Here is a 16077-nt window from a genome sequence, read left to right on the forward strand (position 1 = left end):
GTTAATCTGAATGTCTCTCACATTTAACTTTATTGATTTTCCAACAAACTGGGCATTTATTTCCTTCGGCTTTAATCGTTTCAATAATTAGTTCATCAGTGTTTGATTGATGAACTAAAGCAGAAGATGTGATGCATATTTCTGAAAAATCCACATTTTTTGAAATTTCGAATAATGTTTTATTTAGATTAATAATTAGACTAGCTTCTAAGCTTGATCCTATTTCTTTGCTAGCTCTTTTTGCTTCAATACTTATATTGCAGATATCTCTAATTTTTTTTAACTCTATCCATTTCTTATGTAATTCTTCATCTTGAAAAGACTCTGGATATTTCATGAATTGTTCAAGATGAATACTTTTTTGCTCTTTGTTTATCAGGGTAAAAATTTCTTCGGTTGTAAATGAAAGTATTGGTGCAAACCATTTAACCAAAGATTCTAAAATAATATTTAAAACTACTATACTACTCTTTCTTCTATCAGAATTTTTTGAGTCACAATATAAAGCGTCTTTCCTAATATCAAAATAAAATGAAGATAGGTCTACTGTGCAAAAATTTAAAAGCTCTTTATAAAGATTGTGAAAATCATAAGATTTAAAATAATTTTTAAAATTATTATTTAGCTCATACACTCTATGAAGCATATATCTCTCTAGCTCTGGCAATTGTTTAATGTCTAGACTTTCCATATCAATTTTTTGGAAATCATCATTTAAGTTACCTAGCAAATATCTAAATGTATTTCTAATTTTTCTATATGAATCAGCGTGTTGTTCTAAAATAGAATAATCAATTCTTAAATCCTCAGCATAATTAGATGATGCAACCCATATTCTTAAAATATCTGCACCATATTTTTTTAAAATATCCTCAGGTGCAATTACGTTTCCTACAGATTTTGACATTTTTAAACCTTTGCCATCCACAACAAATCCATGTGATAATATCGATTCATAAGGCGCTCTCCCTCTTGTTCCACAAGATTCTAACAGTGACGAATGGAACCATCCTCTATGCTGATCTGAACCCTCTAAATACATTGATGCTGGCCATTGAAGATCTTCTCTTTTTTCTAAAACAAATGCATGAGTGCAACCGCTATCAAACCAAACTTCAACAATATCACTTATTTTTTCGTAATCTTCTGCTTTATATTTATCCCCTAAAAATCTTTGAGAACTATCAGAAAACCAACAATCAGAACCTTCTTTTTCATAAATGCTCGCAATATTCTCATTTACATTATCATCTACTAAAATTTCTTTAGTAGTTTTATGAACAAATATTGGAAGTGGAACTCCCCAAACTCTTTGTCTTGAAACACACCAATCTGGCCTTGTTTCAATCATTGCTTTTATTCTTTCTCTGCCTTTGTCTGGATAAAATTTAGTGTCATCAAGAGCCTTTAACGCTTTTTTTCTCAAGCCATGACTTTCCATAGAAATAAACCATTGTGGAGTTGCTCTATGAACAAGAGGTGCTTTTGATCTCCATGAATGTGGATATGAATGAATTAATTCCCCATTAGATAATAACTTTTTTTGTTCTTTTAATTTTTCAATAACAATTGGATTAGCTTTAAAAATATGAGTTCCCTCAAATAAAGGAAGGTTTTTAGTGTATTTACCATCACCATCTACTGTCTCTATGGCTTTTATCCCATACTTTAAACAAAGATTAAAATCATCAGGACCATGACTGGGTGCACAATGAACAATACCTGTTCCCTGTTCTGTTGTAACAAATCTTGCTTCAAGCATTGGTATATCATAATCATAACCTAGCTCTAAGAAAGGGTGACTACAAATTGTATCTTTAAAATCCTTACCCTTAAATTTTTTTATTTCTTTATAACTTTTGATTTCACAATCTTTGATTACAGATTCTAGTAGAGCTTCCGCAACAACTATTTTTTTATTCTTAAAATCTCCTTCATCACCTAATTCAATTATTAAATAATCTAAGGCTTCATTATAAGCTAGAGCTTTGTTTGCAGGTATAGTCCATGGAGTGGTAGTCCATATAATAACATCTGTATTTTCTAATTCTTCTATATTTGTTTTCTTAACTGGGAAGGCTGTATAAATTGTATCTGATTTATGATCTTGATACTCAACTTCAGCATCTGCTAAAGCTGTTTTTTCTACAGTTGACCAAAGTACAGGTTTAAAACCCCTATAAAGACTTCCTTCTTTTAAAAATTTTCCTAATTCTCTTACGATTTGAGCTTCTGCTTCAAAGCTCATTGTTGCGTAATGATTTTCCCAATCTCCAACAACACCTAATCGTTTAAATTGTGTTTTGTGAACTTCAATCCATTTTTCAGCAAACTCTCTACACTCTTTTCTAAATTCTGTTATTGGAACTTCATTTTTATTTTTTTTGTTTTTTTTATATTGCTCTTCGATTTTCCACTCAATCGGTAAACCATGACAATCCCATCCTGGAACATATACAGAATCTTTACCATCCATTTGATGAAATTTAACAATGATATCTTTCAAAATCTTATTTAAAGCAGTGCCCATGTGAATATTACCATTCGCATATGGTGGGCCATCGTGAAGTATGAACTTCTCTTTTCCCTTATTAGATTTTCTCAACTCCTTATAAAGGTCAATTTTTTTCCAATATTCTAAAATTTCAGGTTCTTTGTTCTGTAAATTTGCTTTCATGGAGAAAGCTGTTTTAGGTAAATTTATATTTTCTTTGCTCATGTTAACTTTTTTTAGCGACTTTTAAGTCACTTTGAATTTGTTTTTTTAATTGATCAACGTTTTTGAATTTTTTCTCTTTTCTTATAAATTTTGTGAACTCTACTGATAAATACTTATTATAAAGATTTCCAGAAAAATTAAAAATATGAACTTCTAATAAAATTTTTTTTTGATTAAAAGTTGGTCTATAACCAAGATTAGCAATCGCTTTTAGTGATTTATTGGAGTTTTTTTGTTTTACTTTAACGGCATACACTCCGGGCATTGCTATCACATAATCTTTAATATCAATATTGCACGTTGGAAAACCAATTTTTTTTCCTTGCTGTCTTCCCTTTTGAACAATTCCTTCAATTGACCAATTTCGACTTAATAACTTATTAGTTTTCTTTAACTGCCCTTTTTCTAGAAGAGAGCGGATATATGTTGAGGAGATAACTTTTTTATTTAAAATTAATGGTTGTGGTTTTACTATTTTGTAATGGTATCTTCTTTCATTTTTTATTAACTGCCTAACATCTCCCTCTCTTTTGTTGCCAAATCTAAAGTTATTACTAACAAATATGTATTGAGCTTCTAATTTTTTTGATAAAATTTCTTTAATAAAAAAATCAGACTTAATTGCAGAAAATTTTTTATCAAATTTTTTAGTAATTATAAAATCGACCCCTAAATGATCTAAAATTATTTTTTTTTGATTTATATTTGAAATTCTAAAGTTTTTAAAATTTTTATTAAAAAACATTTTAGGCATTGGCTCAAATGTTAAAACACCAATTTTTAGGTTAAATTTTTTTTTATAAGTATTTGCTAATTTAAATAATTTTTGATGACCTAAATGAACGCCATCAAAATTTCCAATCAAGATAATTGATTTTTTATGATTGTTTGAAATATTAAAATCTTTATACAGCTTCATATTTTACCATTTTAATTCTGTTTGAATAAAGTTTACAACAACTTCATATTTTTTTGAAATTACATCGATTCCTTCTTTTTTAATTTCATCTTTATGAACACCATTTGATATAATTAATGAATTAAAATTTAAAAGATTAGCTCCCTTAATATCTGTATTTAAATTATCACCAATAGATAAAACTCTTTTTCCTTCATTATTAATTGCTTGATTATAAACTTCAGGAAAAGGTTTTCCAAAATAAATAACCTCTCCACCCATTTTTTCAAAAACAAGAGCTACAGACCCTGCACATAATTCTCTTTTTTCACCTCTATCAACAATTAAATCTGGATTAGTGCATATCATTTTCTTATCCATATGATCATTGAATAACTCTTTATAATATTTTAAATCCTCACCTTGCTCTTCAAATAATCCTGTACAGAGTAAGTATGAGCTTTCTTTAATGTTATTAGTCTTATTTTTTTTAAAATCTAAAAATAAATCAAAATCTCTTGGTGGTCCCACATGGTAAAACTTTTCTTCTAGAGAATTTTTTTTTAAATAATTCAGTGCCGCTTCTCCTGAGGAATAAACTTTTTCTCTAATTTCTTTATTCATCCCCATTTTTTCTAAAAAATTGTTTACTATTTTATTAGGTCTTGGCGCATTAGTTAAAAGAACATAGTCTTTGTTTGCTTTGGTAATTTCTTCTAAGGCTTCGATTGCATTTTTATGAAGAGTTATCCCATTATGAACAACACCCCATAAATCGATATAAAAAATATCATAATTCTCTACAATCGACCTTAATCCATCCTTATCTAAATTCTTAGTCATTATGGGAGGTATAACTTATAAAAAACACAATTTCTCTGGTTTTTTGCCTTACATATTTTTTTTAACATCTCTTGAAATAGTAAACCTAATAGCTATATGAGTCGCATAATAAAAGGAGAATTTATGAAATTTAAACCGTTACACGATAGAGTTTTAATAGAAGTTTTAGACAGTAGTGAAAAAACTGCTGGAGGAATAATTATCCCCGATACAGCTCAAGAAAAGCCTCAAGAAGGTAAAGTTATTGCTGTTGGTGGTGGTGCAAAAACTGAAGATGGAAAACTAATTCCAATGGATGTGAAAGTTGGAGACAAAGTTCTTTTTGGCAAATGGTCAGGAACTGAAATCAAAATAGATGGCAAAGAATACAGCATAATGAAAGAGTCTGACATTATGGGTATTTCTGGCAAATAATTTAATTTAAAGGAGAAAATAAAATGGCAAAAGTTGTAAAATTCGACTCTGAAGCAAGAGCAGCAATGATAAGAGGTGTTGATATCCTTGCTAACACAGTAAAAGTTACTCTTGGACCAAAAGGTAGAAATGTTGTTATCGACAAATCTTATGGTGCACCAAGAATTACTAAAGATGGTGTTTCTGTTGCAAAAGAAATTGATCTTGAAGATAAATTTGAAAACATGGGTGCTCAAATGGTTAAGGAAGTTGCTAGCAAAACAAATGAGGAAGCTGGTGATGGAACAACTACAGCAACTATTTTAGCACAAGCAATTGTTAAAGAAGGTGTAAAATATGTAACAGCTGGCATGAACCCTATGGATGTCAAAAGAGGAATAGATGCAGCAGTAGAACATGTTAAAGCGAGCTTAATTGCTTCAGCAAAAAAAGTTAAAGATACTGATGAGATTGCTCAAGTTGGAACTATTTCAGCTAATGGTGATAAAGAAATTGGTAACATGATTGCAAAAGCTATGCAAAAAGTTGGCAATGAAGGTGTTATCACTGTTGAAGAAGCTAAGGGAGTAGAAACTGAGTTAGACGTTGTTGAAGGTATGCAGTTTGATAGAGGTTATTTATCACCATACTTTATTACTAACGCTGATAAAATGACTACAGAGTTAGAAAACCCTTTCATCTTATTGCATGAAAAGAAATTAACTAACTTACAACCAATGGTTCCACTTTTAGAAGCTGTTGTACAAGCTGGTAGACCACTAATGATTATTTCTGAAGATGTTGAGGGCGAAGCTCTTGCAACTCTTGTTGTAAATAAACTTAGAGGTGGTTTAAAAGTTGTTGCAGTTAAAGCTCCAGGTTTTGGTGATAGAAGAAAATCAATGCTTGATGATATTGCAATTTTAACAGGCGGTCAGGTTATCTCTGAAGATATTGGTGTTAAACTTGAAAACGTTAAACTTACTGATCTTGGATCTTGTAAGAGAGTTAAAGTTGATAAAGATAACAGCACAATCATTAGCGGCAATGGTAAAAAATCTGAAATTGAAGCTAGATGTGCTCAAATCAAACAACAAGTAGGTGAAACAACTTCTGATTATGACAGAGAAAAACTTCAAGAAAGACTAGCAAAACTTGCTGGTGGAGTTGCTGTAATCAAAGTTGGTGGTGCAACTGAAGTAGAAGTTAAAGAAAGAAAAGATAGAGTTGAAGATGCTCTTAATGCAACTAGAGCTGCTGCTGAAGAAGGAATAGTAGTTGGTGGTGGTTGTGCTCTTTTATACGCTTCACAAAGTCTTGACACACTTAAAGTTAAAGGAGACGATCAAAAAGCTGGTGTTGCATTAGTTGCTAAAGCTTTACAGGCTCCTATTAGACAAATAACTTTAAATGCTGGAGTTGATGGTTCAGTTGTAGTTGGAAAACTACTTGAACAAAATAAAAAGAATATGGGTTACGATGCTCAGAACGAAGAATACGTTGATATGTTTGCAAAAGGTATCATCGATCCTGTTAAAGTTGTAAGAACAGCTTTACAAGATGCAGCTTCGATTGCTGGATTACTTGTAACTACTGAAGCCATGATTGCTGACAAACCAGACGACAAAGATTCTGGTGCCGGTGGAATGCCTGGTGGAATGCCTGGTGGAATGGGCGGCATGGGTGGTATGGGTGGAATGGGCATGTAATCCCACTCTTTTCAAAAAGAAATTCAAAGGCCATCTTTTTAGATGGCCTTTTTTTTTATTAAGCTGTTATAAGATTAAGATATGTCAAAAAGATACAGTGGAAAATCATTTAAAGATTCAAGTACTGCTAAAAAACCAAAATTAAGCCTGAAAGAAAAAAGAAAAAATAAAAAAGAGAAATCTAAAAAATCTTAGACTTTAGCTCTTTTTTGACTATGTTTTTTGAAGGTAAAGCTTTTAGGTCTATCACTTCTACTTTTAAACTTCTTCTTTCCATCAAAACTAGAGCTTTTTTTCTCTCCACTAGTAGATGAACTTTCAGATGTTTTTTTTCCAAAGTATTTTGGATTATTTGTAAATCCTGTTGGTTTCGAGTTATCTTTTTTTGTAAAACTAGATTTTCCTTTGTAACCGAAACTTTTTTTCTCTCCGTCTCTTGATGAACTAGATCTTCCGTAACTAGAGGGTTTTGATTTATCTCCAAAACTAGATTTTCCTTTGTAACCGAAACTTTTTTTCTCTCCGTCTCTTGATGAACTAGATCTTCCGTAACTAGAGGGTTTTGATTTATCTCCAAAACTAGATTTTCCTTTGTAACCGAAACTTTTTTTCTCTCCGTCTCTTGATGAACTAGATCTTCCGTAACTAGAGGGTTTTGATTTATCTCCAAAACTAGATTTTCCTTTGTAACCGAAACTTTTTTTCTCTCCATCTCTTGATGATCGATCAGGTCTTCCTTTACCGAATGATTTTTTTTCATCTCTGAATTTTCTTTTTTTATTGTAAGGAGCTTTTCCTCTTTTTCCTCCTCTTGAGTCTCCTCTTCCGCCACGAGGAGCAGGTTTAAAATTTGGATCAATTAATTTACTAATTTCATTCCACATCGATCTATCATCTGGGGTAAGAAAAGTTAAAGCAGAACCTTCTGTTCCTGCTCTAGCAGTTCTTCCAATTCTATGAACATAATCTTCTGGTACTTGTGGAAGATCAAAATTAATTACATGTTGAATTAAAGGAATATCTAAACCTCTTGCAGCAACATCTGTTGCAATTAATATTCTCTTAAGGCCTTTTCTAAATGAGGTAATTACACGATCTCTTTTACTTTGACGAAGATCTCCATGAATAGCATCCGCTGAATGACCCTCTTCTTTAAGACGCTTAACCATTTTATCAGCACCTCTTTTAGTTTTAACAAAAACTAATATTGATCCTTTTCTTGCTATAAATTGGTCTACTAGTTGATCGTATTTATTCTCTTTAAAAACTTGAAGAGTTTCTTGTTTAATCTTTGCAATAGGTACTGATGTTGACCCTGTTGAAATTCTTTGAGGATTATTTAGATATCTCTCAGAAATTCTAACAATATTCTGAGGTAGTGTTGCAGAAAATAATAAAGTTTGATGATCTTTTGGAACAAATTTTAAAATTAATTCTATTTGAGGGGTAAAACCCATATCTAACATTCTGTCAGTTTCATCTAGTACTAGATATTTGGTAGCTGATAGATTTAAACTTTTTCTTTTTAAGTGGTCATTAATTCTTCCAGGAGTTCCAACTATTATTCTTGATCTATTACCTAGTTGTCTAAGTTGTTTTTGCATTGCCTCTCCACCAATAAGTAAAGCAGTTTTAATGTTAATTTTATCACTAATAATGCTTTTAATTGCAGCCATTACTTGAGTTGCAAGCTCTCTAGTTGGACACATAACTAATGCAAATGCATTTTTATCTAATATTAATTTATTTATTAGAGGAATGCTGAATGCCAGTGTTTTTCCAGTTCCTGTTTGAGCTGTTCCTAAAATATCTTTTCCCTCTAAGGCAACAGGAATTGCCATCGCCTGAATTGGAGTCGGTTTCGTAAACTTCATTTTTTCCAATGAATTCTTTAACGAATCTTCTATTTTTAGTAATTTAAAGTTTTCCATTTAGGTATTTAGATTTTTTAAAATTTAAGGAGATATGCTCTTAATCCTTTAATACGTCTAATTTATATAGGGATATCTATATGTTTTTATAACAATCACAAGAAGTGAATTTTTAGAATAATTAATTTAAGTGAGTAAATATTGATTTTTTTTAAGTTTTCAAATGACTCAATTAATGTATAAGAGCGTCAAATTATGAGTAACAATATTCGAAACATCACAATTATCGCTCACGTTGACCATGGTAAAACAACTATGATTGATAATCTAATGAAACAAAGTGGTTCATTTAGAGAAAATGAAGTTGTAGATGAAAGATTGATGGACTCTGGGGAGTTGGAAAAAGAAAGAGGAATTACTATTCTAGCTAAACCTGCTTCTATTGATTGGCAAGGTACTAGAGTTAATATTATCGATACACCAGGTCACAGAGATTTTGCAGCTGAAGTAGAGCGTGTTTTAAGTATGGCTGATGGTGCTTTATTATTAATTGACTCTGCTGAAGGTGTAATGCCACAAACAAAATTCGTGTTAGCAAAAGCTCTTAAGCAAGGTTTAAAGCCCATTGTTGTAATTAACAAACTGGATAAAGCTGATCAAAGAGCTAATGAAGTTTTAGATGAAACATTTGACTTATTTGTAAGTTTAGATGCAAACGAAGAACAGTTAGATTTTCCAGTTATGTATGCAAGTGGCAGATCTGGATGGGCAGATAAAGAAGTAGATGGACCAAGAGAAAATCTACACCCATTATTAGATTTAATCATAGAGCATGTTAAGCCAGCAGACCTTGATAAAACTAAACCTTTCGCAATGCTATCTACTTTATTATACGCAGATAGTTTCTTGGGTAGAAGTTTAGTTGGAAAAATATCTCAAGGAACGGCAAAAGCTAACCAGCCTATTAAAGCAATAAATCTTAAAGGTGAAAAAGTTGATGAAGGTAGATTAACTAAAATTTTTAGATACGAAGGAACAAAAAAAGTACCCATTGAAGTTGGTGAAGCAGGAGATATTGTTGTAATTGCAGGTTTAGAAAAAGCTAATGTAGCAGATACAATTTGCGATCTTGAAGTTAACGATCCACTTCCAGCAACTCCAATAGATCCTCCAACAATGTCTATTACTATAAGTGTGAATAGTTCACCTTTGGCTGGGACAGAAGGTAAAAAATTAACAAGTACTCAAATCAGAGATAGACTGGTTACTGAAGCACAAAATAATGTTGGAATTTCTTTTTCTCAAAATGCAAACGTAGACGCTTTTGTAATTAGTGGTCGTGGCGAGCTAATGCTTGAAATTCTACTAACACAAATGAGACGTGAAGGTTTTGAAATGACTGTAAGTCCTCCAAAAGTTTTATACCAAAAAGATGATAATGGTAACAGACTAGAACCAATTGAAGAGATTACTGTTGATGTAGATGAAGAGTTTTCATCAAAGATTATTGACTCAATGAATAGAAGAAAAGGTAAATTACTTGATCTTAAAGATACAGGAAAAGATAAAAAAAGATTAATCTTTCATGCACCAACAAGAGGCTTGATGGGTTACACAAGTAGATTTTTAACTTTAACAAAAGGGACTGGCGTAATTAATAGAATCTTCCATGGTTATGGAAAATTTGAAGGTGAAATGGATGGCAGAAAAAATGGTGCTTTAATTTCAATGGCAAACGGAAAAGCTGTTGCATTTGCAATATTTAACTTGCAGGCAAGAGGTGAAATGTTTGTAACTCATAATGATCCCGTTTATGAGGGAATGATTGTCGGATTAGCCCCAAAACCAGGTGATATGATTATTAATGTCATGAAAGGTAAGCAGTTAACGAATATGAGAACTCAAGGAACTGATGAAAATGTTGTGCTTACACCAGTAAGACAAATGTCAATTGCTGAACAATTAAGTATGCTAAATACTGATGAAGCCTTGGAGATTACTCCAAAATCTCTTAGATTAAGAAAAGCCATTCTAAATCCTAATGACAGAAAAAAGAATGAGAAATCTGGAACACCTCTTTAATTAAAAGTTTTTCCAACAAGATATAATCCTAAAGCAACCGAAGGTCCTATTCCAAAAGCAAATAATAAAGTTCCAATTCCAACTGTTCCACCTAAATACCACCCAATAGACATCACTGTTATTTCAAGAAAAGCTCTTACAGTTGCAATGGGTAAGTTAGTTTTTTTTTGTAAACCAACCATTAGTCCATCTCTTGGTCCTGCACCTAAGTTTGCAACAAGATAAATCCCTCCACCAAGACCAACCGTAAGTACAGCAATTGTTGCTAAAATTAATTGATTTAAATAATTTTCAGGGGTTGGTATAAATTTTATGCAGACATCGATCATTAAACCAATAATTATTGCATTTAAAATTGTTCCAATTCCAGGTTTTTGTTTAAGTGGTAACCAAAAAAACAAAACTCCAATACTAATTAATACTGTTATTATTCCAATTGAAAGATCAACATTCAATGCAATACCTTGTGCAAGAATAGACCAAGGGGAAGCCCCCGCAAAAGAAACTATTAATAATCCCTCACCTAGACCAAATAAAACTAATCCAAGACACAAAAAAAAGAAAGTTGAAATTTTTGGTTTAAGATTTAATGGTTTTTCAGAACTCCAATATACTTTAGGAATATTTTTAATTTTCAAGAACATATTTTCAATAAATTACTTCTTTTAAAACTAAAGTCTATTATTGTTACTCCTTTATGAAAAAATTTTTTATATTAATATTTTTCTTAGTATATTCACTCAGCTCTAATGCTCATATGGCGCATTATAATAAATTTAATAAAATTGAAATGGAGATTTTAAAAGATGGTGAAGTTATTGGTTATAATTATTATTTTTTTAAAAAGGATGGAGATAAGACAACCGTTACAAATCAAATTAAATTTGCAGTGAAATTATTTGGTGCAACAATTTTTGAAATTGAAGGGTTTGGAGAGGAAAAGTATATTAAAGATCAATTAATTTCTTTTAATTCTAAAACACTTCAAAATGATAAAAAAAAATATGTAAATTTAGAATTTAATAAACAAACAAATAAATTTGATATTCAGGGTTCTTCCTATAGTGGTATAGCATCAATAAATAACGTAGTTGGAAACTGGTGGAGCCATAAAATTTTACAAACTGATAGTCAAATTAGTCCAATATCAGGTAGCATCAAAGAACAAGTCGTAACCTTTGTTGCTAAAGAAAAAATCGAACTCTACGGTAAAACCTATGATGTGGATCATTTTAAATTAACCTCAAAAGACATGTCTTTACCAAAAGATAAAAGACTTAATTTTGATATATGGTTTGATAAAAAAAATTCATTAATTTTAAAGGTTACTTATTCTAGATTAGGAAATTGGGAATATAAGGTTAAAAAGTTTGAATAAAACTATTTATCTATTTTATTAAAAAGATCTTTAGCACTTATCCATCCTGACTCTAGTCTAGGTCCAACAAACCAATCAGCACAAACTCCTAGGTTTAAGGAAGAATTCCAATAACTTTTAATTCTCAAAGGTTTTGAGTTAGATGAATATTTCCAGCCATGATTTAATGAAAATAAAACTTTGGTTTTCTTAATACCTGTAAGCTTAAAAAACTTCTCAATCATAATCTTTGTGTTCAATTTTTTATTTTCTCGATTTTTATCAATTTTTTTATTGGCCCATGAGTAAGTGCTCTGCAAAGTCCAAAGATCATTTTTACTTTTAAATCGCATTTTACTATTTTCATTTCCAGCCCAACCTAAAATTTTATCATTAAAAAAATAACTACTAACATTAAGTTTACTTTTTTTTGTTGCCATCATGACTGTTATATTTGCATCCATTTTTATTTTTTGATTAATAAATGAATGTTTAATATATTTTTTTGAAAGTTTTTTTAATTGAGGAAATGGACAGGTTAATATCAATGATTTATATAATTTTTTTGATCCATCGGAAAAATATATTTCCCAAACTTTATTTTTATTAAAAATTTTAATTACTTCACTATTAAAATTGCAGTTGATATCTTTTAATAGATATTTGCTGATTGCGTTGTTACCTTTTTTTCCAATTATTTTAGTATGTTTTTTGTCTTCTTTCTTATCAGTATTTAAAAATAAATGTTTTCCTGGCCATTTTTTAACAACTTTTTTTAAAATTAAACTTTTTATAAATTTTTTAAATTGAATACTTTTTGGTGAAATATACTGAACACCATGATCAAAGCTTTCATTCTTATTAAGCTTTTTATTAGACGATCTTCCCCCAACTCCTCTCGCTTTGTCATAAACATCTAATGAATATTTTTTACTAAGAGAATTTGCAATTGTTGCACCAGAAATACCTGAGCCAATAATACAGAAATCCTTCATTTACCCGCAACTACCATGCCTTCTATTAACATCGTAGGAGCATTGGTAGAATATTTAAACTCAAGATCATCAGCCAAAGTAATGTTTTTGAAGATATCTTTAAAATTTCCAGCAATAGTTATTTCACTTACTGGATATTTAAACACTCCATTTTCAACCATAAACCCTGTGGCACCCACAGAATAATCTCCTGTAACTAAATTACTTCCATGACCGATTGTTTCTGTAATATATAAAGTTCTTTGATTTAATTTTAATAAGTCCTTGTAAGAAATGGAACCTTTTTCAAAATATAAATTACTTGTTCCACCACTTCTACCATTTGACTTAAGGTTTAACTTTTTTCCATTATAGGTATCTACTAAATAATGTTTTAAAACACCTTGATCTACCAACTTTAATTCTTCAGTTTTCACTCCTTCAGAATCAAAATACCTTGACCCTAATCCTTTAACTATATTGGGTTTATCAAAAATATTTATTGCAGAGGTAAATATTTCCTCATTAATTTTGTCTTTTAAAAAAGATGTGCCTCTTGCAATTGAGGAAGCAGATATTGCGCTTGCAAAAGTATTCAATATTCCTTTTGAAATTCTTCTATCAAAGACAATACTAATTTTTTCACTTTCTATTTTTCTTGGATCTAATTTTTGTAGTGTTTTTTTTGCTGCCATTTCACCAATTTGACTGGGTCTTAACATATCATTTAGATGACAAGTGCTGGTAAATTCATAATCTCTTTCCATTTTATTATTAGAATCTTTTGCTACAGCCACACATGATGCTGAAAAAGAAGAAGATTTATAACCATTTAAAAAACCATCACTGCTTGCTAATATAAAATTCGATTTTGACTCAGAGAAACCAGTTTCTGTATTAATAATTTCTTTTTTTTGAAATGCAGCCTCTTCTACTTCTTTTAAATATTCAATTTTTTCATCATTCTCTATATGGTCATCATCATATAAATTTAGATCATTAATTTTATTAGCCAGTAAATCTTTATCTGGTAATGAATTATATTCATCCTCTGGTGTAATTTTTGTTGTCTCAATACATCTTTCAACCAATGTCTTGATATTTTCTTCAGTAAGATTTGAAGAAGAAATGCTGGATTTTTTTTTGCCGATATAAGTTGTAAGACTAACGCCTAGGCTATCTGACCGATCAGATTCGTCTAATTTTTTATTTCTAAAATTTACTGTTTCTGAGATGGAGTGCATCACAGCAGCAGTCGAATCTGTTGCTCCAAGTTTTTTTGCTAAATCTATACAAAAAGAAGCTGTCTTTTTTAAATAATCTTGATCTTTAACCATATGATTTATAATTGAGTTCCACCAACAGTCATTTTATCAATTAAGATCGATGGTTGTGCCACACCTACTGGAACACCTTGCCCTGCTTTTCCACAGGTTCCAATACCTGGGTCAAGCATCATGTTGTTGCCAACTAATGAAACCTCTTTTAAAATTGAAGGTCCATCACCAATTAACGTTGCACCTTTAATAGGTGATCCAATTTTACCATTAATAATTTCATAAGCTTCTGTACAGTTAAATACAAATTTTCCTGAAGTAATATCTACTTGCCCACCACCAAAACTTACTGCAAATATTCCTTTATCAACCGATTTAATCATCTCTTCTTGAGAATATTTTCCATTTAACATCATGGTATTTCTCATTCTTGGTAGAACAACATGCTTGTAGTTTTCTCGTCTTCCACTACCTGTTGATCTTGTGTTCATCAATCTAGCATTTAGTCGATCTTGCATAAAATTTTTTAATATACCATTTTCTATTAAAACAGTTTTTTCAGTAGGTGTCCCTTCATCATCTATTGTTAAACTTCCTCTTCTATTATGAAGAGTTCCATCATCAACAATAGTAACACCCTCACTAGCAACTCTTTGACCCATTAAATTATGAAAAGCAGATGTTTTTTTTCTGTTAAAGTCACCTTCAAGACCATGCCCTATAGCTTCATGAATAAGTATTGCTGGCCAGCCCGATCCTAAAACAACTTTCATTTCTCCTGCTGGTGCAGGTTTACTTTCAAGATTTACTGAAGCAATTCTAAATGCTTCATCACATACTTTTTTCCAATTATCATCCTTAAGATATTCATCATAAGATTGTCTTCCACCAATTCCATAAACTCCTGTTTCTTTTTTTCCATCTTTCTCAAGCATGACTGAAACATTAAAACGAATTAAAGGCCTAACATCTGTTAACACTTCACCTCCAGATCTTATAATTTCTATAGATTTATGCTCACCTGCAAAACTAGCAGTGACTTGTTTTACCATTCCACCTTTAGCTCTTGTATAGTTATTAACTTCTTTTAAAAGATCCAATTTAGATTGTAGTGATTTTTCTTCTATCGGATTCACATCTTTATAAAATTTTTCATTAGTTTGTGGAATTTCATGATTGTAAATACCTTTTTGAGATTTCAATGTTGAGCTTAGATTGCTAGCAGATTGTTTTAATGATTTTTTTGAAATTTCATTTGAATGAGAATAGGCTACTACTTCACCAGTAACCGCTCTTAAACCGTATCCTAGATCAGAACTATAACTAGAACTCTTTATTTTATCATCATCAAGTACAATAGATTCACTTTTAGAGTTTTCTAGGTAAAGCTCACCATCATCACAACTATTTAATGTTTCTGATATAATGCTCTCAGCATCTTTTCTTGATAAATCTGTTTTAGTAAAAAAATCATTCATACATAACAAGTAATAGTTATAATTATTTTTTCAATTGTCGTATTTCGCACATATACAATCTATCGGATTCTATATAATTTTAGGAATAAATTAAAAAAAAGGACAATATAATGAAAAAATTTGATGAATTAATGAACGTTTCTAACGAGATAAAAAATATTTCGGTTGATGAAGCTAAAGAAAAACTAAATGACCCAAATGTTCAATTTATAGACGTAAGAGATAAAAATAGTTTTGAGTCAGAGACTATTGGTAATGCTGTAAATTTAGAAAGAGGCTTATTAGAGTTTTATCTAGCAGATGGTAGTCCTTTAGAAAATGAAATGTTTAAGAAAAATCCTGATAAAGAATATATAGTTTTTTGCGGTCTTGGAGGTCAAAGTACACTTGCAACAAAAACTATGCAGGACATGGGAATAAAAAATGTGAAAAATATGACTGGTGGAATGACAGCTTGGAAAGATAAAAAATAGATT

General features: G+C 30.7%; 13 protein-coding genes. 5 read left to right on the forward strand and 8 right to left on the reverse strand.

All coding sequences use genetic code 11. The features are described 5' to 3' along the window. Position 1 precedes the first annotated feature (1 nt). The 3 genes from ileS to AC5SLY_RS05635 are packed head-to-tail and all read right to left on the reverse strand — an operon-like array spanning position 2 to position 4460. Positions 2 to 2719 (reverse strand): isoleucine--tRNA ligase, encoded by a 2718-nt coding sequence (gene ileS, locus AC5SLY_RS05625; RefSeq protein WP_494598701.1) that lies wholly within the window; start codon positions 2717 to 2719, stop codon positions 2 to 4. 1 nt (position 2720) lies between these two features. Next, the gene (gene ribF / locus AC5SLY_RS05630; RefSeq protein WP_020169742.1) at positions 2721 to 3638 is read right to left on the reverse strand and encodes a riboflavin biosynthesis protein RibF; all 918 of its coding nucleotides are present in this window, start codon (positions 3636 to 3638) and stop codon (positions 2721 to 2723) included. 3 nt (positions 3639 to 3641) lie between these two features. Further along, the gene (locus tag AC5SLY_RS05635; RefSeq protein WP_011281509.1) at positions 3642 to 4460 is read right to left on the reverse strand and encodes a TIGR01459 family HAD-type hydrolase; all 819 of its coding nucleotides are present in this window, start codon (positions 4458 to 4460) and stop codon (positions 3642 to 3644) included. A 123-nt stretch (positions 4461 to 4583) separates the two neighbouring features. Here AC5SLY_RS05635 and groES point away from each other — a divergent pair, with 123 nt between their 5' ends. Together groES and groL are read left to right on the forward strand one after the other, a co-directional pair. Beyond that, positions 4584 to 4874, forward strand: coding sequence for a co-chaperone GroES (gene groES, locus AC5SLY_RS05640; RefSeq protein WP_006997749.1), 291 nt, complete (start codon positions 4584 to 4586; stop codon positions 4872 to 4874). Positions 4875 to 4897: 23 nt separating this feature from the next. Then, on the forward strand, positions 4898 to 6562 hold the full coding sequence (groL, locus tag AC5SLY_RS05645; RefSeq protein WP_271579926.1) for a chaperonin GroEL: 1665 nt from the start codon (positions 4898 to 4900) through the stop codon (positions 6560 to 6562). A 191-nt stretch (positions 6563 to 6753) separates the two neighbouring features. Here groL and AC5SLY_RS05650 read toward each other — a convergent pair whose 3' ends face one another. Continuing rightward, positions 6754 to 8493 carry a DEAD/DEAH box helicase gene (locus AC5SLY_RS05650; protein ID WP_494598702.1) on the reverse strand — a complete coding sequence of 580 codons (1740 nt, stop codon included), beginning with the start codon at positions 8491 to 8493 and terminating at the stop codon, positions 6754 to 6756. A gap of 195 nt (positions 8494 to 8688) precedes the next feature. Here AC5SLY_RS05650 and typA point away from each other — a divergent pair, with 195 nt between their 5' ends. After that, on the forward strand, positions 8689 to 10515 hold the full coding sequence (gene typA / locus AC5SLY_RS05655) for a translational GTPase TypA (protein WP_006997745.1): 1827 nt from the start codon (positions 8689 to 8691) through the stop codon (positions 10513 to 10515). On the opposite strand, the gene yczE is transcribed toward typA, so the two are convergent. Further along, the gene (gene yczE, locus AC5SLY_RS05660; RefSeq protein ID WP_494598703.1) at positions 10512 to 11159 is read right to left on the reverse strand and encodes a membrane protein YczE; all 648 of its coding nucleotides are present in this window, start codon (positions 11157 to 11159) and stop codon (positions 10512 to 10514) included. The two genes, typA and yczE, sit on opposite strands and share 4 nt — an antisense overlap. A 53-nt stretch (positions 11160 to 11212) precedes the next feature. Between yczE and AC5SLY_RS05665 the strand changes: the two genes are divergently transcribed. Beyond that, positions 11213 to 11893: a DUF6134 family protein gene (locus AC5SLY_RS05665; protein WP_494574902.1), complete on the forward strand. Its 681-nt coding sequence runs from the start codon at positions 11213 to 11215 to the stop codon at positions 11891 to 11893. A gap of 2 nt (positions 11894 to 11895) precedes the next feature. Here AC5SLY_RS05665 and AC5SLY_RS05670 read toward each other — a convergent pair whose 3' ends face one another. Genes AC5SLY_RS05670 through tldD form a run of 3 tightly spaced genes read right to left on the reverse strand, consistent with a single transcriptional unit; the run spans position 11896 to position 15601 of the window. After that, positions 11896 to 12867: an NAD(P)/FAD-dependent oxidoreductase gene (locus AC5SLY_RS05670; protein ID WP_494598704.1), complete on the reverse strand. Its 972-nt coding sequence runs from the start codon at positions 12865 to 12867 to the stop codon at positions 11896 to 11898. Continuing rightward, complete coding sequence (locus AC5SLY_RS05675) at positions 12864 to 14183, reverse strand: TldD/PmbA family protein (protein ID WP_494598705.1); 1320 nt, start codon at positions 14181 to 14183, stop codon at positions 12864 to 12866. Before AC5SLY_RS05675 ends, AC5SLY_RS05670 begins: the two co-directional genes overlap by 4 nt. A 5-nt stretch (positions 14184 to 14188) precedes the next feature. Then, positions 14189 to 15601 (reverse strand): metalloprotease TldD, encoded by a 1413-nt coding sequence (gene tldD / locus AC5SLY_RS05680; protein ID WP_271564000.1) that lies wholly within the window; start codon positions 15599 to 15601, stop codon positions 14189 to 14191. Between the two features lie 110 nt (positions 15602 to 15711). On the opposite strand from tldD, the gene AC5SLY_RS05685 reads away from it, so the two are divergent. Continuing rightward, positions 15712 to 16074, forward strand: a complete 363-nt coding sequence (locus tag AC5SLY_RS05685; RefSeq protein WP_018413578.1) for a rhodanese-like domain-containing protein — start codon at positions 15712 to 15714, stop codon at positions 16072 to 16074. Positions 16075 to 16077: the final 3 nt, after the last annotated feature.

The organism is Candidatus Pelagibacter sp. PS_23, from assembly GCF_059417905.1.

What these genes read in the sequence shown, in the direction of transcription:
- ribF (WP_020169742.1), bottom strand. Translation starts at nt 3,638, where the DNA reads ATGAAGCTGTATAAAGATTTTAATATTTCAAACAATCATAAAAAATCA.
- groES (WP_006997749.1), top strand. Translation starts at nt 4,584, where the DNA reads ATGAAATTTAAACCGTTACACGATAGAGTTTTAATAGAAGTTTTAGAC.
- yczE (WP_494598703.1), bottom strand. Translation starts at nt 11,159, where the DNA reads ATGTTCTTGAAAATTAAAAATATTCCTAAAGTATATTGGAGTTCTGAA.
- ileS (WP_494598701.1), bottom strand. Translation starts at nt 2,719, where the DNA reads ATGAGCAAAGAAAATATAAATTTACCTAAAACAGCTTTCTCCATGAAA.
- groL (WP_271579926.1), top strand. Translation starts at nt 4,898, where the DNA reads ATGGCAAAAGTTGTAAAATTCGACTCTGAAGCAAGAGCAGCAATGATA.
- AC5SLY_RS05635 (WP_011281509.1), bottom strand. Translation starts at nt 4,460, where the DNA reads ATGACTAAGAATTTAGATAAGGATGGATTAAGGTCGATTGTAGAGAAT.
- AC5SLY_RS05675 (WP_494598705.1), bottom strand. Translation starts at nt 14,183, where the DNA reads ATGGTTAAAGATCAAGATTATTTAAAAAAGACAGCTTCTTTTTGTATA.
- AC5SLY_RS05670 (WP_494598704.1), bottom strand. Translation starts at nt 12,867, where the DNA reads ATGAAGGATTTCTGTATTATTGGCTCAGGTATTTCTGGTGCAACAATT.
- typA (WP_006997745.1), top strand. Translation starts at nt 8,689, where the DNA reads ATGAGTAACAATATTCGAAACATCACAATTATCGCTCACGTTGACCAT.
- AC5SLY_RS05665 (WP_494574902.1), top strand. Translation starts at nt 11,213, where the DNA reads ATGAAAAAATTTTTTATATTAATATTTTTCTTAGTATATTCACTCAGC.
- AC5SLY_RS05685 (WP_018413578.1), top strand. Translation starts at nt 15,712, where the DNA reads ATGAAAAAATTTGATGAATTAATGAACGTTTCTAACGAGATAAAAAAT.
- AC5SLY_RS05650 (WP_494598702.1), bottom strand. Translation starts at nt 8,493, where the DNA reads ATGGAAAACTTTAAATTACTAAAAATAGAAGATTCGTTAAAGAATTCA.
- tldD (WP_271564000.1), bottom strand. Translation starts at nt 15,601, where the DNA reads ATGAATGATTTTTTTACTAAAACAGATTTATCAAGAAAAGATGCTGAG.